Source organism: Cryobacterium glaciale (assembly GCF_004402535.1).
GTDB lineage: Bacteria > Actinomycetota > Actinomycetes > Actinomycetales > Microbacteriaceae > Cryobacterium > Cryobacterium glaciale.
On sequence record NZ_SOEY01000030.1, the window covers coordinates 146,321 to 173,049 of the forward strand.

The window sequence follows — 26,729 nt, forward strand, 5'->3', positions numbered from 1 at the left end:
ACCGGCCTAACCGATCGTTCAGGCACCCTGCCGCACCGAGAAGATCAGCAGCATGGTCACGAAAAAACCGGTGAAGAAGTTCAGCCAGAGAAAACGTTTCCAGCCCCGGTTGGCGGTGTCCGATAGTTCATCGCTGACCGACCAGAACGGCAGCGCCGCCAGAATATAGGGAACCGCCAGTACGGCGGTGAGCGGCCCGGGCCACGGTGTCGCGAGCATGAGCAGGCCGGCCAGGGCCCAGAACGTGATCGTGAGCCGCACCGTCGGCCAGGCGCCGAGCGCGGTCGCGATCGACGCGATCCCGGCGTGGCGGTCGGGTTCGACGTCCTGCACCGCTCCGAAGGCATGGCTGGCCATTCCCCACAGAAAGAACGCCCCGAGCAGTGCGAGCAACCCGCAGTCGATCGTGGCTCCCGCCACGGCGAGGCCGTAGACGGCGGGGCTGACGAAGTGGGTGCTCGAGGTGATCGAGTCCAGAATGGGCCGTTCCTTGAATCGCAGCCCGCGCACCGAGTACGCCACGACCGCGAACAGGCTCACGGCGAGTACCACCCACGACAGAGGATGTCCCACCCCCGCCAGCACGATCATCGCGCCGCCGACAATCCCCACGCTCACAACCCCGGCGGCAATCACCGTGCGGTGCAGGGCCGGATGCAGGAGGGCCCCCTCAGCGCCGCCCTTCCGCGGATTCCGCAGATCGGACTCGTAGTCGAAGACATCGTTGATGCCGTACATCAGCAGGTTGTAGGGGATGAGGAAGAACAGTGTGCCAACGACCAGCAATGCGTCGATGCGTCCGGTCGACACGAGATAGGCCGCAGCGAAGGGAAAGGCGGTGTTGATCCAACTGAGCGGCCGCGACGACAGCACGACCTGCCGGGTCTTCCATCCTGCCGTGCCGAGCTGCTCAGTCATCCGTTCGTCCTAACTTGGTACCGCCTACCAGCACCCACAGCGCGGGAAGCAGGATCGCCGCGGCCAGCGGGTAGGCAAAATCTTCGATGGGAGCGAGGCCGACGAACAGTCCCGAAATATGTTCCGCGTCGTAGCTGAACAAACCAGCCTCGATCATCAGGTTATCGAATACGGCAGTGAGCAGCAGGGTCAGTGTGAGCGCCACCGCGACCGTAGCGACGAAACGGGCCGATATCAACCGGCGCAGCACCGCGACGACGGCCACCAGGGCAGCGACTAGAAGAAAGACGCCGTTCAGCAGGAGGTAGGTCACGTCGTCCTCCGGCCCTGCACGAGCCGGGCGCCCTGCACCAGATTCATGGTGAGGTAGCAGAGAAAGGTGAGAAAGAACAGCTCCTCGATGGGCAGTTCCGGCGCCAACTGGAGACCGGTCATCAGCACCGTCTCACCCCGGTAGAAGATGCCCAGGCCGATGCCCAGCAGGTCCCAGGCGAGAAAGAACAACACCCCCACACCGAGCACGAGGGTCGCCCGCCCCGGGGAACGCCAGAAAAACAGGCGAAAGCGCCAGTCCAGCACGACCATTCCCGCGAGGGAGACCAGCAGCGTCAGCAGGTACAGAAAGCTCACGACCGCTCGTGCGCAGACTCCACGGGATTCCCGGTTGCCCTTTTCGGCCGGGCCGGCAGCGGTTCATTGAGCGGTCCGGTCGTGGTGTCGTGGCGCATCCGCTTGAGCAGAATTTCGGCGCTGATCAGGCACATCGGCAGGCCGATGCCGGGAATGGTCGTGCCGCCGGCGTAGTACAGGCCCGAGATCTTCTTCGATATGTTCGAGCCGCGCAGGAAGGCGCTCTGCCGCAGGGTGTGCGCGGGGCCGAGGGCGCCGCCCTTCCACGAGTTGAGATCCTCGGCGAAGTCGGCCGGGCCGACGGTGCGCCGCACCACGACGCGGTCGGCCAGGTCGCCGATTCCGGCCCACCGTGATACCTGCTCGATCGCCGCGTCCGCGATCAGCTCGATCGCCCGCGAACCTTCGCCGTTGATGCCGCCGTGTCCGAGGTGCACGTCGGGCGGCACCGGCACCAGCACGAACAGGTTGCTGTGACCGGTCGGCGCCACCGACTCGTCCGTGGCGCTCGGCATGCAGACGTAGAGCGATGCCGGCGAGGGAACCGAGGGGTGCTTGCCGAAGATCTGGCCGAAGTTCTTACCCCAGTCCGTGGTGAAGAACAGTGAGTGGTGCTGCAGCTGGGGGAGTTCCCCCGTCACGCCGAGCATGACCAGCACGGCCCCGGGCCCTGACACCCGCTTGTCCCACCAGCGCTGCGGATAAGTCTGCAGTGCGGCCGGGACCAGCTCGGTTTCGGTGTGGTGCAGGTCGGCGGCGGAGACGACGTTGGCGGCGTCCAGGTGCACGGTCTGGCCCGCCTCATCGAGGTAGGTCACTCCGGCGATCGTTCGATCGTCGGTCACCCGAATCGCGGTGACCCGTGCGTCGGTGACGATCCGCACGCCCTCGGCGCTGGCGATCGCGGCGATGCTGTCGAGCAGTGTTCCGAAACCGCCCTGGGGGTAGAGCACCCCGTCGGCGAGGTCAAGATGACTCATCAGGTGGTACATCGATGGCGTCAGGTTTGGTGCCGACCCCAGGAAAACGGCCGGGTAACCGAGAATCTGGCGCAGCCGCGGGTCGGTGACATAGCCGGCCACGAATTTGTTCAGCGGTTGCAGCAGCAGGCGGGCCAGTCGCCCCAGTCGTCGCAGCACGTCTGGCACCAGGAACGGCCGAAAGGATTCGTAGCTGGAATAGAGGAATCTCTTCACGGCCAGGTCGTAGGTCTCGGTGGCCGAATCGAGGTAACGGGCCAGCGCCGCCCCGGCCCCCGGTTGTATTTTCTCAAACAAGCGGATGTTGGCGGCCCGGTCGGCGAGGACATCCACCGGAGTCGGGTCGCCTTCGAATAGCACGCGGTAGCCGGGATCCAGTTTCACGAGGTCGAGTTGCTCGGCTGCAGTGGTACCGAACAGACGGTAGAAATGCTCGAAGACTTCCGGCATGAGGTACCAGGACGGCCCGGTGTCGAAGCGAAAACCGTCGGTGGCCCAGACACCGGCCCGCCCGCCGAGTTCCGCGCGGGCTTCCAGCAGGGTCACCTCGTGGCCTTCCCTGGCGAGCAGGGCAGCGCTGGCCAGGCCGGCGATGCCGCCGCCGATAACGATGGTGCGCGTCATCGCTTCCACGCGCCGCGGCCGAGGGTGGAGTTCAGGGCAATCATCAGTTTCTCTCCGTGAGGCACCCGAACGCGGGCGCGCAGTAACTGGTCGGCCGGGGTCGACCGAAGCCGGTGGGACAGCCCGGTGAACAGACCCTGGGCTGCGGCCACCGCGCGGCGGCAGCCGGGGGGCAGTAGCGGCAGCGATTCGCTGGCAAAGGCCAGGTCGGCGTCGATGTCGTCGAGGATCAGGTTTTTCTCAGCGTCGGTTAGGTTCAGCGGGTCGATCCCCGGGAAGTAATTACGGCCGAGCACCTCACGGTCGCAGGACAGGTCACGCAGAAAGTTGATCTTCTGAAAGGCGGCGCCCAGATGGCGGGCACCCTCTTCGAGCACCTCGAGTTCGGCAGCGGTGCGCGGTGAGAGCTGCACGAAACAGCGCAGGCACATGAGCCCGATCACTTCGGCTGAGCCGTAGATGTACTCGGCGACGCCCTCAGCGGTGAACGGTGCCGGGTCCAGGTCACGTCGCATCGACGCGAAGAACGGCCCGATCAGGCTGGAGTCGATGCCCGACTGCCGCGCCGTCGCGGCGAACGCGTGCACGACGAGATTGGTGCTGTAGCCGCGCACGATCGCTCGCTCGGTCTCGAGTTCGAGCTCGTCGAGCAGCTGGCGCTGCTCGTCGACCGAGACTCCGGCCTCGGTGGCGGCCCCATCGACGATCTCGTCGGCGATGCGCACCAGGGCATAGATCGTGCGCACGGGGGTGCGCACCCGGGCGTCGAGCAGCCGGGCGGCGAGTCCGAACGAGGTGGAATAGTGGCCGATGACCGTCGTCGAGCTGGCCAGCGCCGTTTTGGCGTACTTGCTCAGGTTGGTGTCGGCGCCGGCCGTCCGGGTCGGCTCCGAGCGCAGCGTCCCCACTAGCGTGCCCGGTTCACGGCGGCGTCCGCCAGCTCGGTCAGGCTCGCCCGCAGTCCAGCGGGGATGACGGCGGGGTCGAGAGCTTCGATTGCCTGCCGGGAATGATCATAGGCGAGCCCCTCAGCGGCTGCCTTCGCGCCGCAGGCCCGCAGATGCTCGCGGGCCCGTTCGGCTTCGTCATCACTCAAGTCGATCTTGCCGAGGTAGGGCGCAATCAGCGACCAGCTCTCGGTGCCACCGGCGTGGGCGATCAGGGCGGTCTGCTTGCCTTCGCGCAGGTCAGCCGTCACACTCTTGCCGGTTTTCAGGGGATCGCCGAACACGCCGAGCAGGTCGTCCGTGAGCTGAAAGGCCACGCCCACGAGGCGTCCGTAGCGCCCGAGCAGACGGATCGCCTCCGCCGATGCCCCGGCAAGTACCGCACCGGCCTGCAGCGGTGCTTCGAAGGAATACACGGCGGTCTTGTTTTCGAGGGTTCTGATGACCTCGTCCACCGTGAGCGGATGCCGCGCCGAACTGTTGGTGACGTCGGCCAGTTCCCCGGCCGCCGAGACGAACACAGCCCCATCGAGCAGGTCGAGCAGCCGTAACCGGGTGCGCACGTCGACGGGGAGTTTGGCGAGCGCACGGTGCGCTTCACTGAGCGCGAGGTCGCCGGCGAGAATGGCCGCGGCCGCCGCCCAGACCCCCGCCTGATCGGCGGCGGCGCCGTGCGCCAGGGCGCGGTCGTTGAACCGGCCGGCAATGTTGGCCACCCCACGGCGGGCCAAGTCGCGGTCGATGACGTCGTCGTGAATGAGAAACGCCGTGTGCAGCAGTTCAAAGCTCACCGCGACCGGAGCGACGAGGGCCTGGTCGCGGCCGCCGAAACCGGCGTAGGCCGCCAAAACCAGGGCGGGGCGCACGCGTTTGCCGCCACGGCTGGCCTGTTCCAACGAATCCCACAGTGCCACGTAGTGTTCGCCGTAGTCGCTCGCCCGCAGGCGCGCTGCGGCAAAAAACCGGGCCAGCTCGGTCTCCACGCCGGCCGGAACCGTGTCAAGCACGAAAACTGTCCAGCTCGTGCACCTGCAGGGCCATCCACGGGCTGAACGCCCAGGGGGCGTCCGTGACTGCACGGTAGAGGTCCGCCGGGCGAGTCCAGGCATATTCGGCCACCTCGTCGGGGTTCAAATTCGGCTCTTGGCCGGTCCTGGCCTGGTAGACCGGGCAGATCTCGTTCTCGACGATGCCGCTGCTGTCCGTGGCACGGTAGCGGAATCGGGGGAGGGCCAGGTCGATCGCTTCGATCTGCAGGCCGAGTTCGTGACTGGCTCGACGCTCGACCGCCTGAGTGAGCGGTTCGGCCGGCAGCGGATGTCCACAGAACGAGTTGGTCCACACTCCCGGCCAGGTCTTCTTGGTCAGTGCCCGGCGGGTGACGAGCACTTCGCCGAGCGGATTGAAGACGTAGCACGAGAACGCCAGGTGCAGTACAGTATCTGATCCGTGCATGCTGTACTTCGGTGCGGTGCCGATGTGACGCCCCTCGTCATCGAGAAGGATTACGTGTTCTTCAAGAGCGTTGGCGGTCTGCACGGGTGCTCCCCTTCTCGGTTCTGCCTAATCATGTTCGAGTAACTAACCAGGTTAGCGACTGCTCACGTTAGCATGGGCTTATGTCCCTCGTTGAGCGTAACCCCCCTACACAGGGGGCGTACTGGTATGACCCCAAGAAGATGGGCGTTTCGGCGGCCATGGACGTTCTGCGTGCCGTGCGCCGTTTTCGAGTGGCCGATGCCGCCATGCGTCATCGTGCCCAGGCGGAGATGCACATCAACGAAACAGACCTGATGGCCATTCGTCACCTGATCGCCTGCGAACGCCAGCACCGGGTGGCCAGCCCCAAGGACCTCAGCGAATTCCTGAACATCTCGTCGGCAGCCACCGCGAAACTCCTCTCGAGACTCACGGCCTCCGGTCATGTTCGCCGCGAGGTAAATCCTGACGACGGTCGCGCGCAACGACTATTTGCCACCCGGTCGTCGCACGAAGAATTGCGTCACGCGCTGGCGGGAACGCATGACCAGCTGATGCAGATCGCTCTCGAACTCACGGCTGACCAGCAGGTGGCCGTCGTGCATTTTCTGGACGCGATGAGCGCGATCGCACTCATGCCGCGTCCACCCGCGGAGCCCACGGAAGAAGCAGCACCGTAGCGAGGGCAGCTGTGCCGGTCAGGCAGTGGCGCCGGTTAAGATGAATCAGTGACTCATTCCCAGATCTCCTCTCCCGTGCAGCCTCCCGCGTCCGCGTCCGCGGCCCCGGCCCCGGCCGCCGCGCACGTCGAAGCCCTCCTGGCCTCGTACGCCGACTTTCCCCAGCCGGGCATCATGTTCCGCGACCTCAATCCGGTCTTCGCCGATGCCGCAGCGTTCCGCGCGATCATCGACGACCTGGCCGACCAACACCGCGGGCAGTTCGACGCCGTGGCCGGCATCGAAGCGCGCGGTTTTCTGCTGGCCGCCGCTGTCGGGTACGCCGCCAACGCGGCCGTCCTCGCCGTGCGCAAGGGCGGCAAACTGCCCGGCACGGTGCTGACCGAAGAATACAACCTCGAATACGGTTCGGCCCGGCTCGAACTCGAAGTCGGCCAGCTTCCGGCGGGAACCCGCGTGCTCATCCTCGATGATGTGCTCGCGACCGGCGGCACCATCGCGGCCACCACCCGCCTGATCGAACGCGCCGGTTACACCCTGACCGGCGTCGGCGTCGTGCTCGAACTCATCGACCTGCACGGTCGTGAGCGTCTCGGCACCGCACCGGTGCACGCGATCGTGTCGATTTAGGGCGAATGAATTCGTTTTCCCGCCCGTGACGGGCATGCTTAGTGCATGACTGAGAGTTCGGGCGCTGACCTGACCGACGCGCGTGGGTCCGCGGTCCCGCAGCCGGGACCGTACCGCGACAGCGGTGATGCGTGGGTGCACGCTCCCGACGGCCGCAAGTATTGGGGTCGATTCGGAGCGGCCGGGCTCCTCGTGCACCACCCGCGCCTCGGCGTGCTGCTGCAGCACCGGGCCGTCTGGAGCCATTTCGGCGACACCTGGGGCCTGCCCGGTGGTGCCCGCCACGAAAACGAGACCGCGATCGAGGCCGCCCTGCGTGAAGCCCGGGAGGAGGCCGGTGTACCCGCCCACTTGATGCAACTCAAATTCACCTCCCTCTTCGACCTGGGATTCTGGTCGTACACCACCGTCGTGGTGGAAGCGACGGAAGAATTCGAACCCGTCATCAGTGACCAGGAGAGCATCGCCCTCCGCTGGGTGCCGGCCGAGGCCGTGACCGCGCTCGCACTCCACCCCGGTTTCGCCTCCAGCTGGCCCGCCCTGCGCGGGCGCCTCGGCTGATCGGGGTCTCTTCTCGCTAGACTCAGGCGTGTGACAGGGGCAGCGAACGGGGTGGTCAGCGATCGGGTGCTGACCCTGCCCAACGTGCTCAGCTTTCTGCGCCTCCTGCTGGTACCGGTATTCCTCGTGCTGCTCGCCCAGGGAGCGGATGCCTGGGCCCTCGTCATTCTCAGCATCTCCAGCTTCACAGACTGGCTCGACGGCTTCCTCGCCCGCCGCTGGCACCAGATCACCCGGCTCGGCCAGCTCCTCGACCCCGCCGCGGATCGCCTCTACATCTTTGCCGCGCTGATCGGGCTCGCCTGGCGTGACCTCGTACCGTGGTGGATCGTGCTGGTCGTCGTCGGACGCGACGTCTTCCTGCTGGTCCTCGGGGTCATCCTCGCGAACTTCGGTTTCGGCCCGTTGCCGGTGCATCAACTCGGCAAGGTGGCCACCTTCTGCCTGTTCTACGCCCTGCCGATGATCATGCTCGGGCAGGCTTTTCCGCAGCTGGAATGGTGGTCGCAGCCGGTGGGGTGGGCCTTCGCCATCTGGGGTGCTTTCGTGTACTGGTGGGCGGGCATCATCTACGCCATTGAAACGATGCGTGTGATTCGACTGCCCAGGGTCTTTGAGGGTGTATCTTCCGATACGCTGGAAGGATAGGAGGTGCACGATGGTCGATCTATCCGGAAGGCATAGTTCCGAGGAACAGAACGAACCCGTGCCCACAGATCAGTCCGAGAACTCGACGACAGGCGAAGCAATGCCCAGCAAGGCGCAGTCCAACCCAGCATCCTCCGACAGCGGAACGCCCGGCGAATCGACGACGGAGCACGACATGCTCAGCACCGACACCACGATGAATTTCAGTCAGGAGTTCGCCGCCCAGATCGCGTCGATCGACTCCAACGTCACGGCAGAAGAGCAGGAGTCCATTGCGGCGCTACCCTCCGGGTCGGCCCTCATGGTCGTTCGCCGCGGACCCAACGCCGGGGCCCGGTTCCTGCTCGACGCCGATCTCACGAGCGTCGGTCGCCACCCCAACGCCGACATTTTTCTAGACGATGTCACCGTGTCGCGTCGGCACGCCGAGTTCCTGCGCAACGGCACCGCATTCACGGTGAAAGACCTCGGCTCGCTCAACGGCACCTACTTCGATGGTGAGCGCATCGAGACCGCTGCGCTGACCGACGGCGCCGAGGTGCAGGTTGGCAAATTCCGCCTCACCTTCTACGCCTCGCGACTCGACCTCGCCCGCGCGGCGAGCGAGTAGTGGCGGCACATTCCGCCCAGGCCCGGTCCGTGTCCGTGTCGGCGGCGAAAGCGCGGGTCCCGGGATCAGCGCCGCTGCTCAGCATCGGGCAGGTTCTGGCACGCCTCACCCCGGAATTCACCGATCTGACCCCATCGAAGCTGCGCTTCCTCGAGGAACAGGGGCTCGTCTCCCCGGCCCGCACGGAATCCGGTTATCGCAAGTTCTGCACCGGTGACGTCGACCGTCTGCGACTGATTCTGTCGATGCAGCGCGATCACTACCTGCCGTTGAAAGTCATCCGCTCGTATCTTGACGACCTGGATGCCGGACTGTCGCCGGTGCTGCCGGGCGGAAACACCCCGGGGCCGTCGATGCTCGCAACCGTTCGTCGCCTCACCCGCGACGAACTCCTGCGCGAGGCGGGGGCGTCCGCGACCCTGCTACACGACGCCGTCTCCGCCTCGATCATCCTGCCCGCGGAACACTACGGTGACAGCGTGCTGCACGTGCTGCGCGCCCTCGTCGAGCTGCAGCGCAGCGGCATCGAGCCCCGCCACCTCCGTGGTTTCCGCGGGGCCGCCGAACGTGAACTCGGCCTTATCGAAAGCGCCCTCGTGCCGCTCGCACGTCGCAAGGACGCGTCCAGTCGGGCCAAGGCCGCCGAAATGGCCGTCGAGATCGCCGGTCAGCTCGAGATCATCCGCGGCAGCCTGATTCGCTCCGCACTGGGCCGACTGACCAAGTAGGTCGTAGACTGGCTCAGGCGCAAAGCGACGGAGTCGTCGGTTGGAGCCAGTCGCTCACCTGCGGGTCCGCCCGCACTCGACCGACACGCCAAACCGGTCAAGCGAATGTCAGGCCCGCAAGCCCCGCACCTCGGTACCGTAGACAAAGCCGTCACAGTAGCAGCACCACCCCAACAAGTTCCACATCTCCAGCTCCACCGCACCAGTTCGATTCCGCACCACAGTGTCTGATGCTCGCCTGATCGCAGCATTCAGTCACCGCACGACGTAACCCCCGAGAGGCAACCCTATGAGTGAGCTCAAGCCTGATGCTGACGCTTCGCGTTACTCGTTAGGACTGCTGTTCACCGATGGCATGCCCGAGCTTGATGAAAACTCCGGCTACCGCGGTGCTGTCGCCGCCCGTGCCGCCGGCATCAGCTACCGCCAGCTCGACTACTGGGCCCGCACCGGCCTGGTCGAACCCACAGTGCGCGGCGCGGCCGGTTCCGGCTCCCAGCGCCTCTACGGCTTTCGCGACATTCTCGTGCTCAAGCTCGTCAAACGTCTGCTCGACACCGGCATCTCCCTGCAGCAGATTCGCACCGCCGTCAACCAGCTGCGCGAATCGGGCATCAGCGACCTCGCCCAGACCACGCTCATGAGCGACGGCGCAAGTGTCTACCTGTGCACCTCCAACGACGAGGTCATCGACCTGGTCAGCCGCGGCCAGGGCGTCTTCGGCATCGCCGTCGGCAAGGTCCTCCGCGAGGTCGAGACCAGCCTGGTCGAACTCGACATGCAGCCCGTCGACCCCACCGACGAGCTAGCCGCCCGCCGTACCACCCGCAAAATCTCCTAGCCCCACCTCGCCCCCGAGCGCCTGCCCCGCGCTGAATGCCCGCGTCGCCCCGCTCTCTCAGCAGAACGCGCGGCCGTTTACTGCACGAGCTGCGTTCAGTGGCTCGCGCTGCTGGCCTGCAGCGCGCGCAAGCCGGGTGTTCCAGCGCGTACAGCAAATGCCCGCGCTACCGCGGGGCAGTGGACGTGGCGTCGGCATCCTCTCGCGACGCTTTTGGGTGGTCCCAGGCGGATCCCGCTGCCGCGCATGCCCTCGCCTCGCCTGCCTTTCCGTCGAGCGGATGCCGCGCGCGTCCCAAAAGTGCGCGCGCGGCCCAAAGTGGCTCGCGCTGCTGGCCTGCCGCGCGCGCAAGCCGGGTGTTCCAGCGCGTACAGCAAATGCCCGCGCCGCCGAGCACCGCAGCTCCTTCCTCCCTGAGCACCGAGCGCCTCCTCCACCAGCCGCACAATTCCCTGACTGTGCGCAGAGATCACGGATGCGGCCATCCAGCTGTGCAGGCCTGTCACCGTAGAACGCATGACGCCCCTTCAGCTCGCCCAGCAATCCCTGATCTTCGCTTGTGACCTCGGCGCGTTAGGCCGCGACGACACGCGCCTCAGCCGAGCGGCCCGGCGGGGAACACTCGCTCGCGTGAAGACAGGCGTCTACCTCGACCGCCCACTCTGGGACGGCCTGCGCCGTGATGATCAGCATCGCCTCCTCGCCGTCATTGCGGAACGAGTCGCCGGTCCCGGCCTGGTCTTCTCCCACCAGACAGCAGCGGCCCTAATCGGGCTGCCGGTGCTCGGCCGCTGGCCCGACCGCGCGCACGTGCTCCGCGAGTGTGCCGACGGTGGCCGTTCGACTAACCTGCTGGTGCGTCACGCGATTGGGGTGGCCGGGGTTCCCACCGAATTGCGCGCCGGGCTTACCGTCACCGCCCCGGTTCGAACAGTGATCGATCTCGCCACGACCTTGCCCTTCGACTCTGCCGTTGTCACGACGGATGCTGCCCTATACCGTGACCGCCGCACCCATCGATTTATCACGACCATCGACGACGTGCGGGAATTGCTCGAGCGGATGGCGCCATTCCGCGGGCTCCGCCGGGTGCTCGCGGTTTTGGACGCATCCACCCCGCTCTCTGAGTCCGTCGGCGAATCGCTGTGTCGGGTTATTCTGGCTGAGCTCGGTTTCGCTGCACCCGAACTGCAGGTCGAAATCCGTGACGCGAAGGGCTTCATCGGGTTCGCCGACTTCACCTGGCGGCACGCCAAGGTAATCGCGGAGTTCGACGGATTGAGAAAATACGAAGACGACGATTTGCGGAACGGATTGTCGGCCAGCCAGGTTGTGGTTCGTGAGAAGCTCCGAGAGGACCGCTTGCGAGCTCTCGGCTATCAGGTGGTGCGGATTATCTGGAGCCATCTCGCTGATCCGGTGCAGTTATTGAAACTTCTGACCGATGTCGGCCTCATGCCCGTGCACACGACGCGTATCCTCCGTCACACCGGCCTGTAGAGCGCGACCTTCCCGCTCGTGCCGCAGGTGGATGCTGCTGGCGCGGACGCGAAGTGCTCGCCTGGCTGGCCTGCCGCTCGCAGGTGCAATGCGTGCCAGCCGCGTGCAGCAGGTGCCAGCGGCTGGAGTGCCACAATCGACGGCGCGTGCAAGAGGCGCCTGCAGCGCGGGCCCGCGTGAGCGGATGCCGGATCGAGTCTTTCTGGTCGACCCGGAGCATCCGTTCATCGGCCAGTAGCAAACGACCTTCCCGCTCGCGCTGCGAGTGGATGCTGCTCGGGCTGCCAAGTGTTGCCCGCGCGCCTGGCTTGCCGCCCGCGCGTGCCGCATGCGCCAGCGTGGGCGGATGCCAGGTGACCGATCGTGAATCGCCGCCAAAAACGTCGTGGCGCGAGTGGATCTTGCTGGCGCGCTTGCGTGGTGCTCGGGCGCCTGGCCTGCCGCCTGCGCGTACCGCGAACGCCGGCGCGTGCCGCGAACGCCTGCGCGTGCCGCGAACGCCCGCGTGTGCCGCGAACGCCCGCGTGTGCCGCGGGAGTTCTAGACCGCAGGCGCCTCGGCGTACTCGCCGATGCGCGCCGTGCGCAGTACCCGGTCGAGCAGCTGGTCGAAGTACCCCGCCATTTCGAGCGCACTGTCACCCGGCCAGATGTGCAGCGGCTTCGCGGCGCCCTGCGCCTGCTGCAGCGACGTGCGCTCCGGCAGCTGGGGGCTCAGTACGAGGGGCCCGAACATGTCGCGCAGCTCCTTGATCCGAAACTGGTGCTCGAGGGAGGCCGTGCGGGCTCGGTTCACGATGATGCCGAGGGGCTGCAGTCGTGGGCTCAGTCCACGACGAATTTCTTCGATCGCGCGCAGCGCACGGTCGGCGGCAGCGACCGAGAACAGGCCGGGCTCGGTTACGACAGCGACCCGGTCGCTCGCGGCCCACGCGGTGCGCGTGAGGGCGTTGAGGGACGGTGCACAGTCGATCAGCACGAGCTCGTAGTCCTTCTCGATCGTCGAGAGCGCTTCTTCAAGTTTCCAGATATCCCGGATGCTCGGGTGCGGTCCGTCGAAGTTGATCGCCGACGGGCTGCCGATCATGACGTCGATCGTGCCGGGACGGTTGCGGGTCCACCCACTCGAGGCGATGGCCGCACGAACGGTTTTTTCCTTGGGCGAGCCGAGCACATCGGCGACATTGAGGTGACCGGCCACCTGGATATCCATGCCGGTTGACACATCAGACTGCGGATCAAGATCCACAACGAGTGTTCGCACGCCGCGGGCGAAGGCAGCAGAAGCCAGGCCAAGGGTCACAGTGGTCTTGCCGACACCACCCTTGAGGGAACTTACGCTGAGTACGTGCATGAGTAGCAACGTTACCTTCACTAGTGTTAGAGAACCTAACCGTTAGCTGTGCGCCACGTACGCCCTCGAAAGGCCTGCATGTTTGAGAAAATCCTCGTTGCCAACCGTGGAGAGATTGCGATCCGTGCCATGCGCGCGGCTTACGAGCTCGGAGCGAAGACTGTGGCGGTGTTCCCGTTCGAGGATCGGAACTCTTTGCACCGTCTGAAAGCGGATGAGGCGTACCAGATCGGTGAGGTGGGGCATCCGGTTCGCGCGTATCTGGATGTGAGTGAAATCATCCGGGTCGCCAAGGAATGTGGCGCCGATGCCATTTATCCCGGTTACGGTTTTCTGTCGGAGAACCCGGAGCTCGCCGATGCGGCCGACGCCGCGGGCATCACCTTCATCGGCCCCGGCGCCGACGTGCTCGAAATGGCCGGCAACAAGGTCACCGCGAAGGAACACGCCATCGCGGCCGGCGTTCCCGTACTCCAGTCGACGCAGCCGTCGACCGATGTGGAATTGCTGATCAGCCAGGCCGATGAGATCGGCTTCCCCATCTTCGCCAAGGCCGTGGCCGGTGGTGGTGGGCGCGGCATGCGTCGCGTCGCGAAGAAGAGCGAGTTGCGCGGGGCCCTCGAAGAAGCCATGCGGGAGGCCAAGAGTGCCTTCGGCGATGCCACGATGTTCCTCGAAGCGGCCGTGCTCCGTCCGCGGCACATCGAGGTGCAGATTCTGGCGGATGCCTCCGGCGAGACCGTGCACCTGTTCGAGCGGGACTGCTCGGTGCAGCGTCGCCACCAGAAGGTCATCGAGATCGCGCCGGCGCCGAACCTGAGCGATGAGATTCGGGTGCAGCTCTACGCCGACGCCATCAAGTTCGCCCGGTCGATCGGCTACGTCAACGCCGGCACGGTCGAGTTCCTGCTCGACACCGTCGGGGAGCGCGCCGGGCAGCACGTGTTCATCGAGATGAACCCGCGCATTCAGGTGGAGCACACGGTGACCGAGGAAGTCACCGACGTCGACCTGGTGCAGGCACAGATCCGCATTGCCGCGGGGGAGACCCTCGAGCAGATCGGCCTGACCCAGGGGGAGATCCGACTGCGCGGCGCGGCTCTGCAGTGCCGCATCACGACCGAGGACCCCGCGGCCGGGTTCCGGCCCGACACCGGCAAGATCACCACGTATCGCTCGCCGGGCGGGGCCGGCATCCGCTTGGACGGTGGCACGGTCAACACCGGCGCACAGATCAGCCCGCACTTCGACTCGATGCTCGCCAAGCTCACCTGCCGTGGCCGTGACTATGCGGCCGCCGTGGTTCGGTCCAAGCGGGCGCTGGCCGAGTTCCGCATCCGCGGCGTCTCCACCAACATTTCCTTCCTGCAGGCCGTGCTCGACGACCCCGACTTCGCGGCCGGCGACCTCAGCACCTCGTTCATCGATGAGCGTCCGGAGCTGCTGCGGGGACGTGAGTCCAAGGACCGCGGCACCAAGATCCTCAACTGGCTGGCCGAGGTCACCGTCAACCAGCCCAACGGGGTGCCGCCGACCACGGTGCACCCGCGCGACAAGCTGCCCCAGCTCGACATCACCCAGCCAGCGCCCGACGGCTCCCGGCAGAAGCTGGCACTGCTCGGCCCGACCCGGTTCGCCGCCGATCTCCGCGCTCAGACCGCGCTGGCCGTCACCGACACGACTTTCCGCGACGCCCACCAGTCGCTGCTCGCGACCCGGGTGCGCACCAAGGACCTCGTCGCCGTGGCGCCGTACGTGGCTCGACTGACGCCGCAGCTGCTCTCGGTCGAAGCCTGGGGCGGCGCGACCTACGACGTGGCGCTGCGGTTCCTCGGTGAGGACCCGTGGGAGCGCCTCGCGAGCCTGCGCGAAGCGCTGCCGAACATCAACCTGCAGATGCTGCTGCGCGGCCGCAATACCGTCGGTTACACCCCGTATCCGACCGAGGTGACCGACGCGTTCGTGCGCGAGGCGACCGACACTGGCGTGGACATCTTTCGCATCTTCGACGCTCTCAACGACGTGTCGCAGATGCGCCCGGCCATCGACGCGGTATTGAACACCGGCACCGCCCTGGCCGAGGTCGCCGTCTGCTACACCGGCGACCTGCTCGATCCGGCCGAGAACCTCTACACCCTCGACTATTACCTGCGCCTGGCCGACCAGATCGTCGCCAGCGGCGCGCACGTCATCGGGATCAAGGACATGGCCGGGCTGCTCCGCCCGAGCGCTGCCGAGAAGCTCGTGGCCGCGTTCCGCGAACGCTTCGACCTGCCCGTGCACGTGCACACCCACGACACCCCGGGTGGCCAGCTCGCCACACTGCTCGCCGCGGCGCGCGCCGGCGCGGACGCCGTCGACGTCGCATCCGCTCCAATGGCCGGCACGACCAGCCAGCCGTCGGCATCCTCTCTCGTCGCCGCCCTCGCCCACACCGAACGTGACACCGGCATTTCGCTCAAGGCGACGACCGACCTCGAACCGTACTGGGAGGCCGTGCGCACCCTGTACAGCCCGTTCGAATCGGGCCTGTCCGCGCCGACCGGTCGGGTGTACTCGCACGAGATCCCGGGCGGGCAGCTGTCCAACCTGCGCACCCAGGCCGTCGCGCTCGGCCTCGCCGACCACTTCGAACTGATCGAAGACATGTACACCGCAGCGAACACCATCCTCGGCCGTGTCCCCAAGGTCACGCCGTCGTCGAAGGTCGTCGGCGACCTCGCCCTCTACCTCGCAGCGGTGAAAGCCGACCCGGCTGACTTCGAGGCGAACCCGGGCAACTACGACGTGCCCGACTCCGTCATCGGCTTCATGGCCGGCGAGCTCGGGGACCTGCCCGGCGGCTGGCCCGAACCCTTTCGCACCAAGGTGCTGGCCGGACGCAACGTGCGGGTCGGCGTCACCGAGATCACCGCGGGGGAGCGCACCGCGCTCGAAGCGACCAGCACCGAACGGCGCGCGATGCTCAACCAACTCCTGTTCCCCGCGCCGACTCGCCAGTTCGAACAGGTCAGGGAAACCTACGGTGACCTGTCGGTCATCGACACCGTCGACTACCTCTACGGCCTGCAGCAGGGCCAGGAACACGCCGTCGAAATTGAGAAGGGCGTGCGTCTGTACGTGGGCCTGGAAGCGATCGGTGAAGCCGACGACAAGGGCATGCGTACCGTTATGACCATCCTCAACGGCCAGTTGCGCCCCGTGTTCGTGCGCGACACCAGCATCACCGTGCAGACCAAGATCGCCGAAAAAGCGGATGCGAACCAGCCCGGCCAGATCGCAGCCCCCTTCTCCGGCGTCGTCACCCTGCAGGTCGAAGAAGGCGCGCAGGTCGAAGCCGGCCAGAGCGTCGCGTCGATCGAAGCCATGAAAATGGAAGCCGCGATCACCTCACCGATCGCCGGCGTCATCGAACGCGTCGCCATCCCGCTCACCCAGCAGGTCGATGCTGGCGATCTGCTCGTAACGGTGCGTCCACGCTAGGATTAGGGCCGTTATCGACCAGTTGAGGATGTATCGTGCCAGACAAACGTAGTGACGACCAGGGCGCGCCCGCGCGTCCCCTGTCTGCCGCCAAGCGAACCCGCGACGAGCGCGACAATGCCAACACCCAGGGTGAGGACCACCGCGGTGACGATTACCGCGGTGACGGTTACAACAGTGACAATTACCCCAGTGACAATTACCCCAGTGACAATTACCACAGTGAACTGCCACCGCACACGATCGACAACCTCGCCGCCTCACTGCCCGAAAGCCTGAGCGTGCCGATCCAGATGCCCGCCGGGCCCCGCCGGTCGGTGGCCGCACCCGGTCTCTCGAACGCCGGCACCGTCACCCCGACCGCCCGCGTTGTGTCGACCCCGGCCACCCACACCGTTGAGATCAGCACGCCGGCCCCGGCCCGCGCGGCCGGTGCAAGTTCGGCCATCGAATCGCTCTCGAGAACGGATGCCGCCGCATCCGTTCGGCGCGACCGCATCCGCTCCGAGAACAGCACAGCCCCGGAGTCGGCGGCCATGCTGACGTCGGACCGCCTGCTCGCGGTCAACCGCAAGACTCGCAAAGCGCCGCAGGGTGCCTGGCCCGAGTTCGTCTACGCGGCTACCCTGCACCTGGTCAACCTGGGCGACTCCGCCAAGGTGCAGGCGTACAAAGAGATGAGCGAGCGAATTCGCCGCCCGTTCGAGGGCGGAACCCGGTTCGTGCCGATCCTCACCCGTAAGGGAGGCGTCGGCAAGACCACCGTCACAACGCTGCTCGGCATGGCCCTGGCCGACGCCCGTGACGACCGGATCATCGCCATCGACGCCAACCCCGACCGCGGCACCCTCTCCGAACGGGTCAGCAAGCAGACCCGTTCGACCGTGCGCGATGTCGTGTCGAAGGCCGCCTCCATTGGCAACTTCACCGACTTCTCCTCGCTCGTCTCTCGCGACGAGACCCGTCTCGACATCCTCGCCTCCGACACGGACCCGCTGCTCTCCGAGGCCTTCGACGAGAACGACTACAACGTCGTCGCCGACCTCGCGGCTCGGTACTACTCGATCGCCCTCACCGACTGCGGCACCGGAATCGTGCACTCGGTCATGCGCGCCACCCTGCAACGTGCCGATTCCATCGTTATCGTCTCCGGCGGCAGTGTCGACGAGGCCCGACTGGCCTCCGAGACCCTCACCTGGCTGGAAGCGAACGGCTACGGCGACCTCGTGCGCAACGCCATCGTCGCCCTCAACACCGCCACCCAGGGCACCAACCTGGTTCGGCTCGAAGAGATCGAGTCGCACTTCCGCTCCCGTGTACGCGAAATCGTACGCATTCCCTACGACCCTCAGCTCGCCGCCGGCAGCGTCGTGTCCTACAAAGACCTCAAGCCGATCACCCGGCTCGCCGCCCGCACGCTCGCCGAGCTCGTCGTCGAGGGTCTCCCCGCCGACCGCAACCTGTAGCCGGCCGCCGGCACCACCCGCTCGCCTCACCACCCGCCCTACCGAGGAGTTTTCCCGTGCCCGAACGCCAGATCCGTCTTTTCGGAGATCCGGTCCTGAAGACCGCCTCCGACCCCATCGCGGGGATCGACGACCGGGTGCGCGGTCTCGTGCAGGACCTGGTCGACAGCGTGCGCCTGCCCGGTCGGGCCGGCGTCGCCGCCTCGCAGATCGGCGTGAACCTGCGTGCCTTCAGCTACAACGTCGACGGCGTCGTCGGCTACATCCTCAACCCCATCGTCACCGAACTCTCCGGCGAGCCTGACCTCGTCGACGAGGGGTGCCTCTCCGTGCCTGGCCTGTGGTACCCCACCAAGCGCTACCCTTTCGCCCGCGTCACCGGCATCGACCTCTCCAATACCCCCATCGAACTCTCCGGCACCGGCATCATGGCGCAGGCCCTGCAACACGAAACCGATCACCTCGACGGCTACCTCTACATTGACCGTCTGGACAAAGAGAATCGCCGAGCCGCCATGAAAGAGATCCGAGAGTCCACCTGGTTCTAGGTCCTCCAGAACCACTCACCTTCAAAGTGGCACGGGCAAAGCCTCGTGCCTCCCCTGGCTGCTCAGGCGAAGCCTCGAGTACGAGGGCTCGGGGAAAGTGTTTCGCGGAGTTGCGAGTTTTGGGGTCTTCTGGGCGGATCCGAACGCACTTCTCGGATCCGCCCAGAAGACCCCAATGTCTGAGCGGGGAGCGGAATGCTTTTTCCGGGCCCGACCCACCAAATACTGTGAGCCGGGCCGGAGCCGGGCTGGGGCCCAGGTGCCCGAACTACTCGCGCAGCGAAATCCCCTCGGTAGCCGGAGCATTCGAGTACATCGTCTCGATCTCGCCGGCGAAGTCCCGCAGAATGATGTTGCGCTTGATGCTCATTTTCGGCGTTAGGTGCCCGCTGTCCTCGGTGAATTCAACCGCGAGCAGCGAGAACTTGCGAATCGACTCCGCCCGGGACACACCCTCATTGGCATGGTCAACCGCGCGCTGAATCTCGGCGAGCACGGTCATATTGACGGATGCCTGCGCGAGCGACATGCCGGCATCCTCTTGGTGGTTGTTCAGCCAGACCGGCAGCATATCGGGGTCCAGGGTGATGAGCGCGCCGATGAACGGCTTCTGGTCGCCGACGACGACGACCTGACCGATCAGCGGATTCGCTCGGATCGGGTCTTCGAGCGCGGCCGGAGCGACATTCTTGCCGCCCGCCGTCACGATGATTTCTTTCTTGCGTCCGGTGATCGTGAGAAAGCCGTCGGCATCGAAGTCGCCGATGTCGCCGGTCTTCAACCAGCCGTCATCAAAGGTGGCAGCGGTGGCCTCCGGGTTCTTCCAATATTCCTTGAAGACGTTGACACCCTTGACCTCGATCTCGCCGTCATCCATGACACGCACCGAGACGCCGGGCAGCGGCGGGCCGACGGTGCCGATCTTGGCCCGGGTGGCCAGCCCCACGGTGGCGGGAGCGGTTGTCTCGGTCAGGCCGTAGCCCTCGAGAATGACGATGCCGAGGCTCTTGAAAAAGTGACCGAGGTGGGCGCCGAGCGGGGCGGAACCGGAGACCGCCCAGACCACTTTTCCGCCCATGGCGGCCCGCAGTTTGCTGTAGACGAGCTTGTCGAACAGGGCGAACTTGATCTTCATGCCCAGCGGAATCGACCCTCCATCCTGCACCAGCCTGGAGTGCTCAACAGCCACGTGGGCTGCCGCATCGAAGATCTTGCCCTTGCCGCCGGCGACGGCCTTCTGCTGGGCCGAGTTGTAGACCTTCTCGAATACCCGCGGGACCGCGAGCAAGAAGGTCGGTTGAAAGCTGCCGAGCGCGGCCAGCAGCGTCTTGGTGTCGGCCTGGTGTCCGACACGCACACCGGCGTGTACGCACAACACCGAGATGAATCGAGCGAAGACGTGGGCTGTCGTGATGAACAGCAGGGTCGAGGCGCCCTCGGGGTGAACCAGGACCTCCCGGAGCGCGACCGCGGCATTGCGGCTGGTTTCGAGGAAGTTCGCGTGGGTGAGCACGCAGCCCTTGGGCTTGCCGGTCGACCCGGAGGTGTAGATGAGGGTGGCCATATCGTCGCCGACGGCGAGGTTGCGGCGGCGTTCGATCTCCGCGTCCGTCACGTCGACGCCCCCGGCGACGAGTTTGTCGAGGTCGCCCAGGTCGATCTGCCACACCGAACCAATGGAGGCCAGCTCCGGGTGGACCTCGTCGAACCGGGCGAAATGATCGGCGGTTTCGACGATGACCGCCAGGGCACCCGAATCGCTGAGGTTCCACTGCACCTGACTGGGCGAGCTGGTCTCGTAGACGGGCACCAGGACCGCCCCGGCGAACCAGACGGCGAAGTCGATCAGGGTCCACTCATAGCGGGTCTTGCAGACCAGCCCGATCTTGTCGCCGGGCTCGATGCCGGCGGCGACGAGGCCCTTGGCCAGTGCCACGACCTGCGCGTGGAACTCCCGGGTGGTGACGGGCAGCCACTGGCCGGCCCTGGGAAGCGAGAACAGTACGAGATCTGGAGTCGCGGCGAGGCGGTCCATGAGCAGGTCGGTGATGTTGGCGCCAGGATCGGCGGGAACGACGGCGGGAATATCAAACTGTTTCACGGTAGCTCCTTCGGTACCGGCTGAACAATTCACTGCCCCTGCAACCAAATTTCTGCAGTGAGCGGGTGTTTCATGCAGCGGCAAACTGGTTTACTACACTCTAGATGGTGTCAGGCACCACCGCCCGGCCCTCTCAGCCCACTATCCGCTCACCCCGAACGAAAGGTGCCACCGTGCACGCCATAGGTATCGATATCGGGGGCACCAAGATTGCCGGTGCGCTCGTCGACGAGGCGGGCACCATCATCCGTTCTGATCGCCAGCCGACCACGCCCGGAAACCCGGGCGAGATCGAAGACACCGTCGTGGCCATGATTATGGACCTGTCCGAGGGCGAAGACGTCGTGGCGGCCGGGGTCGCCGCTGCCGGCTTCATCGACTCGGCTCAGTCGACCGTGTACTACGCTCCGAACATCAGCTGGCGTAACGAGCCATTCCGGGACAAACTCGAGGCCAGGATCGACCTGCCCATCATCATCGAAAACGACGCGAATGCTGCCGGCTGGGCCGAATTCCGGTTCGGCGCCGGTCGCCCGTACACCGACATGGTCACCCTCACGATCGGCACCGGCGTCGGCGGGGCGATCGTGACCAACAACGCCCTGTTTCGCGGCGGCTTCGGCGCCGGTGCCGAGCTGGGCCACCTGCGCGTGGTGCCCGACGGGCTGCCGTGCGGCTGCGGCGCTCACGGCTGCCTGGAACAGTACGGCTCCGGTCGGGCGTTGCTGCGCATCGCCAACGAATTCGCGGATGCCGGCGGCATCGGCCTCGGCCTGGCCGGCGCCCGCGAGCGGCGCGGAAAACTCACCGGGAAGGATGTCGGACGGCTGATCGAGGACGGCGATGGCGGCGCCCTCGCGGCGCTGCGCCAGCTGGGCGGCGCCCTCGGGCAGGCCTGCTCGAGCCTCGGCGCGGTGCTCGACCCGCAGGTGTTCGTGTTCGGCGGGGGGGTGGCCGCCGCCGGCGACCTGTTGCTCGAACCGATTCGGGCGGCCTACCTCGAATACCTGCCGGCCCGCGGCTACCATCCGGAAGCGGAATTCGCGATCGCCCAGCTCGTCAACGACGCGGGGGTCGTCGGCGCGGCCGACCTGGCCCGGCTGCACGCAGTGCGCTGAGCGGGCGGGGGCCGCGCGCGGCATCCGCTCTGCTGCGGCGGGCGGACTATGCTTTCGTAGTCGGATAAAGGAGTGCGAATGTTCTATTGGTTCATGAAGAACATCGTCATCGGCCCGCTTTTGCTCACGCTGTTTCGACCGTGGATCATCGGCCTGGAGAATATCCCCAAGACCGGCCCGGTCATTTTGGCCAGCAACCACCTGTCGTTCATCGACTCGGTCTTCCTGCCGCTCGTCGTGCCGCGTCGGGTGGCTTTTCTCGCCAAGAGCGACTATTTCACCGGGAAGGGCCTGAAAGGCTGGGCCACGCGGCAGTTTCTCACCGCGGCCGGGCAGCTGCCCATCGACCGGTCGGGCGGCAAAGCCTCGGAGGATTCCCTCAACACGGGCCTGCGCGTGCTCGGTGAAGGCCGCATTCTCGGAATCTATCCCGAGGGCACCCGCAGCCCGGACGCCCGGCTGTACCGCGGCCGCACCGGCGTGGCGCGCATGGTGCTGGAATCGGGTGTGACGGTCATTCCGGTGGCCATGATCGACACCGAGAAGGCCATGCCCACGGGCACGCGGATTCCGCAGGTGCGGCGCATCGGCATTGTCATCGGCAAACCACTCGACTTCACCCGGTTCGAGGGCATGGAAGGCGACCGCTTCGTGCTGCGCAGCGTCACCGACGAACTCATGTACGAGTTGCAGCGACTGAGCACCCAGGAATACGTCGACGTCTACGCCTCCTCGGTGAAAGAAAAGCGAGCCAGCCTTTCGCGCTAGGCTGAAAGAAGTGCTGTCTGCGCGTTCAGCGCGGCGCACCTCATCCATTTCGGGCCGATACACGTTGCCGGTCCAACAGAGAAAACAGGAATCATCCCGTGGTAGACCCCACCGAGCCCATCGTTGCCGCAGAAGCCTCTGTCATCACGGGTCTGGACCACTGGCGCACCCTGCCGATCAAGCAGCAGCCCACCTGGCCCGACGCGGCCAAGGTGGCTGCGGCATCCGCTGAGCTGGCGACCCAGCCGCCGCTGGTCTTCGCTGGTGAGGTCGATATTCTGCGCGACCGGCTCGCCCAGGCCGCTGGCGGGCAGGGCTTTCTGCTGCAGGGCGGCGACTGCGCCGAGACCTTCAGTGGTGCAACCGCCGATCAGATCCGCAACCGCGTGAAGACCGTGCTGCAGATGGCCGTCGTGCTCACCTACGGTGCGTCGATGCCCGTGATCAAGATGGGGCGCATGGCCGGCCAGTTCGCCAAGCCGCGCTCGAGCGACTTTGAGACGCGCGGCGACGTCACCCTTCCCGCCTACCGTGGCGACATCGTCAACGGCTACCCGTTCACCCCGGAGTCGCGCGAGGCCGACCCGGACCGGCTGGTCAAGGCGTACCACACCTCCGCTTCGACCCTCAATCTGATTCGTGCGTTCACGCAGGGTGGCTTCGCCGACCTGCGCCAGGTGCACAGCTGGAACCAGGGCTTCGCTGCCAACCCGGCCAACCAGCGCTACGAAGGCCTGGCCAGGGACATCGACCGGGCCATCAAGTTCATGATCGCCTGCGGTGCCGACTTCGAGGCCATGCGCCGCACCGAGTTCTACACCAGCCATGAAGGCCTGCTGATGGACTACGAACGCCCGATGACGCGCATCGATTCGCGCACCGGAACGCCGTACAACACCTCGGCCCACTTCATCTGGATCGGGGAACGCACCCGCGACCAGGGCGGCGCCCACGTGGACTTCCTGTCGCGGGTGCGGAACCCGATCGGCGTCAAACTCGGCCCGACCACCTCGGCCGACGACATGCTGCGCCTGGTCGACAAGCTCGACCCGAATCGCGAACCGGGCCGCCTGACCTTCATCACCCGCATGGGCGCCGGCAAGGTGCGCGACGCCCTGCCGCCGCTGCTCGAGGCCATCAAAGCCAGCGAGGCGACGCCGCTGTGGGTCACCGACCCGATGCACGGCAACGGCGTCACCACGCCGACCGGCTACAAGACCCGTCGTTTCGACGATGTCGTCGACGAGGTCAAGGGCTTCTTCGAGGCGCACCGCGCCGTGGGAACGCATCCGGGTGGAATTCACGTCGAGCTCACCGGCGACGACGTCACCGAGTGCCTCGGTGGTTCGGAACACATCGATGAGGCCGCCCTGGCGACCCGCTACGAGTCGCTCTGCGACCCGCGGCTGAATCACATGCAGTCCCTCGAGCTCGCCTTCCTGGTGGCCGAGGAGCTGGCCGCCCGCTAGCGCTGCTTCTCTTCAACCGGGCCCGGGCCCGGAAAGCGGGCCCATGATCAATCGTGGGCCCGCTTGCGTAAGGTGGGCCCGATGAGCGGATGCCGTGGTTGGTCCGTTCCGCGCGGTGCGTTTTGCGCGGTGCGTTCCCAATGCGGCCGCGTCGTTGACGGGTCATCCGCTCCCCGCTCAGACATTCGGGCCTTTCTGGGAGTCCGCGAACAACCCGCCGCCGCCGCTACCCCTGGAGCGCATCACGCGTCGAGGTGTGAGTTTTGAATGTTTCAACGCCTAAAAGGGGTCTGAAACTCACCTCTCGGCAACCAAAAGTCACGGGTCAGCGAGAGGAGGCCGGGCCGCGGACCCTGCGACCACCCGTACTCCCGACAGGGAGTCCAGAGTCTCTCTCAGGTCCGGGCCAGACGGCCGCGTACTTGGCTGCCTTTCGCCCTGGGGCTAGCCCGCCACGTGTGCTTTTCGGGCCCGGGCCCGGAAAGCGGGCCCACGATCAATCATGGGCCCGCTTTCATAAGGTGGGCCAGGGCGAGAAAGGACGCTCTGTGCTCTATTCCCGGTTCATTGCGGCGGCTCGTCGGGTCAGGTCAAGCCGAGCTAGGCGGAGAAGTTGATCTTCACAGTTGAGCCCTTCGGAACCGATTCCCCGGCCCCGGGAGTGACTTTCGTCACCGTGAACAACCCTGGAGCGGCATCCGCGAAGATGTTGTATTCGAGCTTGAGGTCGGCGGCTTCGAGGATTCCTTTTGCCTCGCCCCACGACTTGCCCACCACATCTGGCACTGTGACCGGCTCGGGGCCGCGGGAGATGACGAGGGTCAGCGTGGCGCCCTCCCGAATGGTGCCCTCGGGCACCTGCGCGGTGATGACGTCGCCCTCCGCGACCGTATCGCTGTAGGTCTGTTCACCCGAGACCACGAGCAGGTTCTTGCCGACCAGAATGTCGGTGGCCTCCGCAACGGTCTTGCCATCCACATTCGGTATGGCTCCGAGCGATACGACGAGGTTCACGGTCAGGCCCTCGAAGTAGGCGCCCCCGGCTGAGACGTCGGCGCCATCGGATTCCTTGTTGGCCGACACGACCGAGCCGTCCGGCACATCGCCGTTGAAGACGGGGTCGATACTGCCGACCACGGCTTTCAGATCGGTGATGGCAGCGGATGCCGCCTCCTGCGATAAACCAGCCAGGGTAGGCAGGGTGATGGGCTGCAGTCCCTGGGAGACGATGATCGTGACCGTGCTGTCCTGCGGTACGCGGCTGCCGGCATCCGGATCGGTGCCGATGACGAGCCCCTCGGCGATGGTGGCGCTGAAAGCGCCGCCGAGTTCAGGGACCAGACCGAGCTCGGTCAGCTGCGACGACGCGGCCTCGGGGGAGGCCGAGGCGAAGTCGGGCACGGAGACGTCGGATCCGGGGCCGGAACCGAAATACCAGCCGGTTCCGCCGACCGCCGCCGCGATGAGGATGACGAGGGCGAACAGCCAGAACCCGCGGCGCTTGCGCTTGTCCGCCTTCTTGCTCAGCAGATCGCCGCTGTCGGGCGGGCCGACCGGACCGGTGCCGACCGGGTGCAGGCCCAGCAGGGTCGCGGCGGGAGGTTTTGTGGGAGCGAGCTTGGCGCCGAGAACCTGTGTCTCGGCATCCGCCAGGGCGTTGACGCCGGTGCGCATACTCGCGGGCAGCACCATGGTGGACTGCAGCGCCAGTTCCTGAGTGCCGCCGCGCACGAGGGCGCTCACATCGTGCAGCTGGTCGAGCATGACCTTGGCGTCCCGGGGACGGTCTTCGGGGTCGCGCGCGGTGGCCCAGAGCACGAGTTCGTCGAGTTCGCGCGGAATGGCGGGGACCCTGCTGCTCGGCATCGGCACGGTGTCGTTGGCGTGCTGGTAGGCGATCTGCATGGGAGCTTCGCCCACGTAGGGCTGCTCGCCGGTGAGCATTTCGAACGTCATGATGCCGAGGGCGTAGATGTCGCTGCGCGCATCGGCGATGCCGCGCGTGACGAGCTCGGGGGAGAGATAGGCGATGGTGCCGAGCAGGGCCTGGCCGGTCGCCGTGTTGTTGTTGACCGCGCGCGCCAGGCCGAAGTCGCTGATCTTGATACGGCCGTCGTCGGCGAGCAGCACGTTCTCGGGTTTGACGTCGCGGTGCACGATGCCGGCTTTATGAGCGGCGGCGAGGCCGCTGAGCACGGCTTCGAGAATGTCGAGGGTCTGCTCCGAGGTGAGCCTGCCGTAATCCTTGAGCAGGTCGCGCAGAGTGATGCCCGGCAGGTATTCCATGACGAGGTAGGCCATGTCGGCGTCCTGGCCCTGGTCGAACACGTTCACAACGTTGGGGTGGGCCAGTCGAGCCGCCGATCGGGCTTCCTGAATGAAGCGAATCTTGAATGCGTTGTCGTCGGCGAGATGGCCGTGCATGATCTTGATCGCGACCCGGCGTTCGAGCCGTAGGTCGGTGGCGAGGTAGACCGTGGCCATGCCCCCACGCGCGATGCGCGAGCGCACTTGATACCGGCCGTCGATTAGACGGCCGATCATCGGGTCGGTCGAGGGAACGCTCACTCCTTGATTCTACGGAATTCGGTGACGGCACCGGCGCGCGGCGCGCAGGAACCGTCCCGGTCGGGGGTCACAGGGCCCG

Annotated in this window: 24 protein-coding genes; 14 read left to right on the forward strand and 10 right to left on the reverse strand. The window is 66.2% G+C overall.

The window, feature by feature from the left end; genetic code table 11:
• Window positions 1–18: 18 nt before the first annotated feature.
• From E3O06_RS15155 to idi, 7 genes are read right to left on the reverse strand one after another with little or no spacing between them, the layout of a single operon-like run.
• A complete protein-coding gene (locus E3O06_RS15155; protein ID WP_134504212.1) occupies window positions 19–918 on the reverse strand; it encodes a prenyltransferase in 900 nt (299 codons plus the stop codon).
• A complete protein-coding gene (locus tag E3O06_RS15160; protein ID WP_134504213.1) occupies window positions 911–1,231 on the reverse strand; it encodes a lycopene cyclase domain-containing protein in 321 nt (106 codons plus the stop codon). The genes E3O06_RS15155 and E3O06_RS15160 overlap by 8 nt, the downstream gene beginning before the upstream one ends.
• Entirely contained in the window at window positions 1,228–1,548 is a 321-nt protein-coding gene (locus tag E3O06_RS15165; protein ID WP_134504214.1) for a lycopene cyclase domain-containing protein, read from the reverse strand. The genes E3O06_RS15160 and E3O06_RS15165 overlap by 4 nt, the downstream gene beginning before the upstream one ends.
• Window positions 1,545–3,152, reverse strand: coding sequence for a phytoene desaturase family protein (crtI, locus tag E3O06_RS15170; RefSeq protein WP_134504215.1), 1,608 nt, complete (start codon window positions 3,150–3,152; stop codon window positions 1,545–1,547). The genes E3O06_RS15165 and crtI overlap by 4 nt, the downstream gene beginning before the upstream one ends.
• On the reverse strand, window positions 3,149–4,060 hold the full coding sequence (locus E3O06_RS15175) for a phytoene/squalene synthase family protein (RefSeq protein ID WP_241980253.1): 912 nt from the start codon (window positions 4,058–4,060) through the stop codon (window positions 3,149–3,151). Before E3O06_RS15175 ends, crtI begins: the two co-directional genes overlap by 4 nt.
• The gene (locus tag E3O06_RS15180) at window positions 4,060–5,106 is read right to left on the reverse strand and encodes a polyprenyl synthetase family protein (RefSeq protein ID WP_166788231.1); all 1,047 of its coding nucleotides are present in this window, start codon (window positions 5,104–5,106) and stop codon (window positions 4,060–4,062) included. Before E3O06_RS15180 ends, E3O06_RS15175 begins: the two co-directional genes overlap by 1 nt.
• The gene (idi, locus tag E3O06_RS15185) at window positions 5,099–5,638 is read right to left on the reverse strand and encodes an isopentenyl-diphosphate Delta-isomerase (protein WP_134504217.1); all 540 of its coding nucleotides are present in this window, start codon (window positions 5,636–5,638) and stop codon (window positions 5,099–5,101) included. The genes E3O06_RS15180 and idi overlap by 8 nt, the downstream gene beginning before the upstream one ends.
• Before the next feature lie 80 nt (window positions 5,639–5,718).
• Between idi and E3O06_RS15190 the strand changes: the two genes are divergently transcribed.
• From E3O06_RS15190 to E3O06_RS15225, 8 genes are all read left to right on the forward strand, one after another.
• Entirely contained in the window at window positions 5,719–6,258 is a 540-nt protein-coding gene (locus tag E3O06_RS15190; RefSeq protein ID WP_134504218.1) for a MarR family winged helix-turn-helix transcriptional regulator, read from the forward strand.
• A gap of 75 nt (window positions 6,259–6,333) precedes the next feature.
• On the forward strand, window positions 6,334–6,888 hold the full coding sequence (locus E3O06_RS15195; RefSeq protein WP_134504334.1) for an adenine phosphoribosyltransferase: 555 nt from the start codon (window positions 6,334–6,336) through the stop codon (window positions 6,886–6,888).
• Window positions 6,889–6,933: 45 nt separating this feature from the next.
• Entirely contained in the window at window positions 6,934–7,449 is a 516-nt protein-coding gene (locus tag E3O06_RS15200) for an NUDIX domain-containing protein (RefSeq protein WP_134504219.1), read from the forward strand.
• A 30-nt stretch (window positions 7,450–7,479) separates the two neighbouring features.
• Entirely contained in the window at window positions 7,480–8,097 is a 618-nt protein-coding gene (locus E3O06_RS15205) for a CDP-alcohol phosphatidyltransferase family protein (protein ID WP_241980255.1), read from the forward strand.
• A gap of 175 nt (window positions 8,098–8,272) precedes the next feature.
• Window positions 8,273–8,707: an FHA domain-containing protein gene (locus E3O06_RS15210; RefSeq protein WP_174843245.1), complete on the forward strand. Its 435-nt coding sequence runs from the start codon at window positions 8,273–8,275 to the stop codon at window positions 8,705–8,707.
• Between the two features lie 29 nt (window positions 8,708–8,736).
• Complete coding sequence (ftsR, locus tag E3O06_RS15215) at window positions 8,737–9,435, forward strand: transcriptional regulator FtsR (RefSeq protein ID WP_134504221.1); 699 nt, start codon at window positions 8,737–8,739, stop codon at window positions 9,433–9,435.
• 289 nt (window positions 9,436–9,724) lie between these two features.
• A complete protein-coding gene (locus tag E3O06_RS15220; RefSeq protein ID WP_104191904.1) occupies window positions 9,725–10,276 on the forward strand; it encodes a MerR family transcriptional regulator in 552 nt (183 codons plus the stop codon).
• A gap of 516 nt (window positions 10,277–10,792) precedes the next feature.
• Window positions 10,793–11,776 (forward strand): hypothetical protein, encoded by a 984-nt coding sequence (locus E3O06_RS15225; protein ID WP_134504222.1) that lies wholly within the window; start codon window positions 10,793–10,795, stop codon window positions 11,774–11,776.
• Window positions 11,777–12,316: 540 nt separating this feature from the next.
• Here the strand turns inward: E3O06_RS15225 and E3O06_RS15230 are convergent.
• Window positions 12,317–13,129: a ParA family protein gene (locus tag E3O06_RS15230; RefSeq protein ID WP_134504336.1), complete on the reverse strand. Its 813-nt coding sequence runs from the start codon at window positions 13,127–13,129 to the stop codon at window positions 12,317–12,319.
• 78 nt (window positions 13,130–13,207) lie between these two features.
• On the opposite strand from E3O06_RS15230, the gene E3O06_RS15235 reads away from it, so the two are divergent.
• From E3O06_RS15235 to E3O06_RS15245, 3 genes are read left to right on the forward strand one after another with little or no spacing between them, the layout of a single operon-like run.
• Window positions 13,208–16,612, forward strand: a complete 3,405-nt coding sequence (locus E3O06_RS15235; RefSeq protein ID WP_134504223.1) for a pyruvate carboxylase — start codon at window positions 13,208–13,210, stop codon at window positions 16,610–16,612.
• A gap of 35 nt (window positions 16,613–16,647) precedes the next feature.
• Window positions 16,648–18,078 (forward strand): MinD/ParA family ATP-binding protein, encoded by a 1,431-nt coding sequence (locus E3O06_RS18120; protein ID WP_241980257.1) that lies wholly within the window; start codon window positions 16,648–16,650, stop codon window positions 18,076–18,078.
• 56 nt (window positions 18,079–18,134) lie between these two features.
• Window positions 18,135–18,626 carry a peptide deformylase gene (locus E3O06_RS15245; protein WP_134504224.1) on the forward strand — a complete coding sequence of 164 codons (492 nt, stop codon included), beginning with the start codon at window positions 18,135–18,137 and terminating at the stop codon, window positions 18,624–18,626.
• 268 nt (window positions 18,627–18,894) lie between these two features.
• On the opposite strand, the gene E3O06_RS15250 is transcribed toward E3O06_RS15245, so the two are convergent.
• Window positions 18,895–20,727: an AMP-dependent synthetase/ligase gene (locus E3O06_RS15250; RefSeq protein ID WP_134504225.1), complete on the reverse strand. Its 1,833-nt coding sequence runs from the start codon at window positions 20,725–20,727 to the stop codon at window positions 18,895–18,897.
• A 173-nt stretch (window positions 20,728–20,900) separates the two neighbouring features.
• Between E3O06_RS15250 and E3O06_RS15255 the strand changes: the two genes are divergently transcribed.
• From E3O06_RS15255 to E3O06_RS15265, 3 genes are all read left to right on the forward strand, one after another.
• On the forward strand, window positions 20,901–21,845 hold the full coding sequence (locus E3O06_RS15255; protein ID WP_134504226.1) for an ROK family glucokinase: 945 nt from the start codon (window positions 20,901–20,903) through the stop codon (window positions 21,843–21,845).
• Window positions 21,846–21,923: 78 nt separating this feature from the next.
• Window positions 21,924–22,613: a lysophospholipid acyltransferase family protein gene (locus E3O06_RS15260; protein ID WP_134504227.1), complete on the forward strand. Its 690-nt coding sequence runs from the start codon at window positions 21,924–21,926 to the stop codon at window positions 22,611–22,613.
• A gap of 98 nt (window positions 22,614–22,711) precedes the next feature.
• Window positions 22,712–24,082 (forward strand): class II 3-deoxy-7-phosphoheptulonate synthase, encoded by a 1,371-nt coding sequence (locus E3O06_RS15265; protein ID WP_134504228.1) that lies wholly within the window; start codon window positions 22,712–22,714, stop codon window positions 24,080–24,082.
• A 600-nt stretch (window positions 24,083–24,682) separates the two neighbouring features.
• Here the strand turns inward: E3O06_RS15265 and pknB are convergent.
• Window positions 24,683–26,650: a Stk1 family PASTA domain-containing Ser/Thr kinase gene (gene pknB / locus E3O06_RS15270; protein ID WP_134504229.1), complete on the reverse strand. Its 1,968-nt coding sequence runs from the start codon at window positions 26,648–26,650 to the stop codon at window positions 24,683–24,685.
• Window positions 26,651–26,729: the final 79 nt, after the last annotated feature.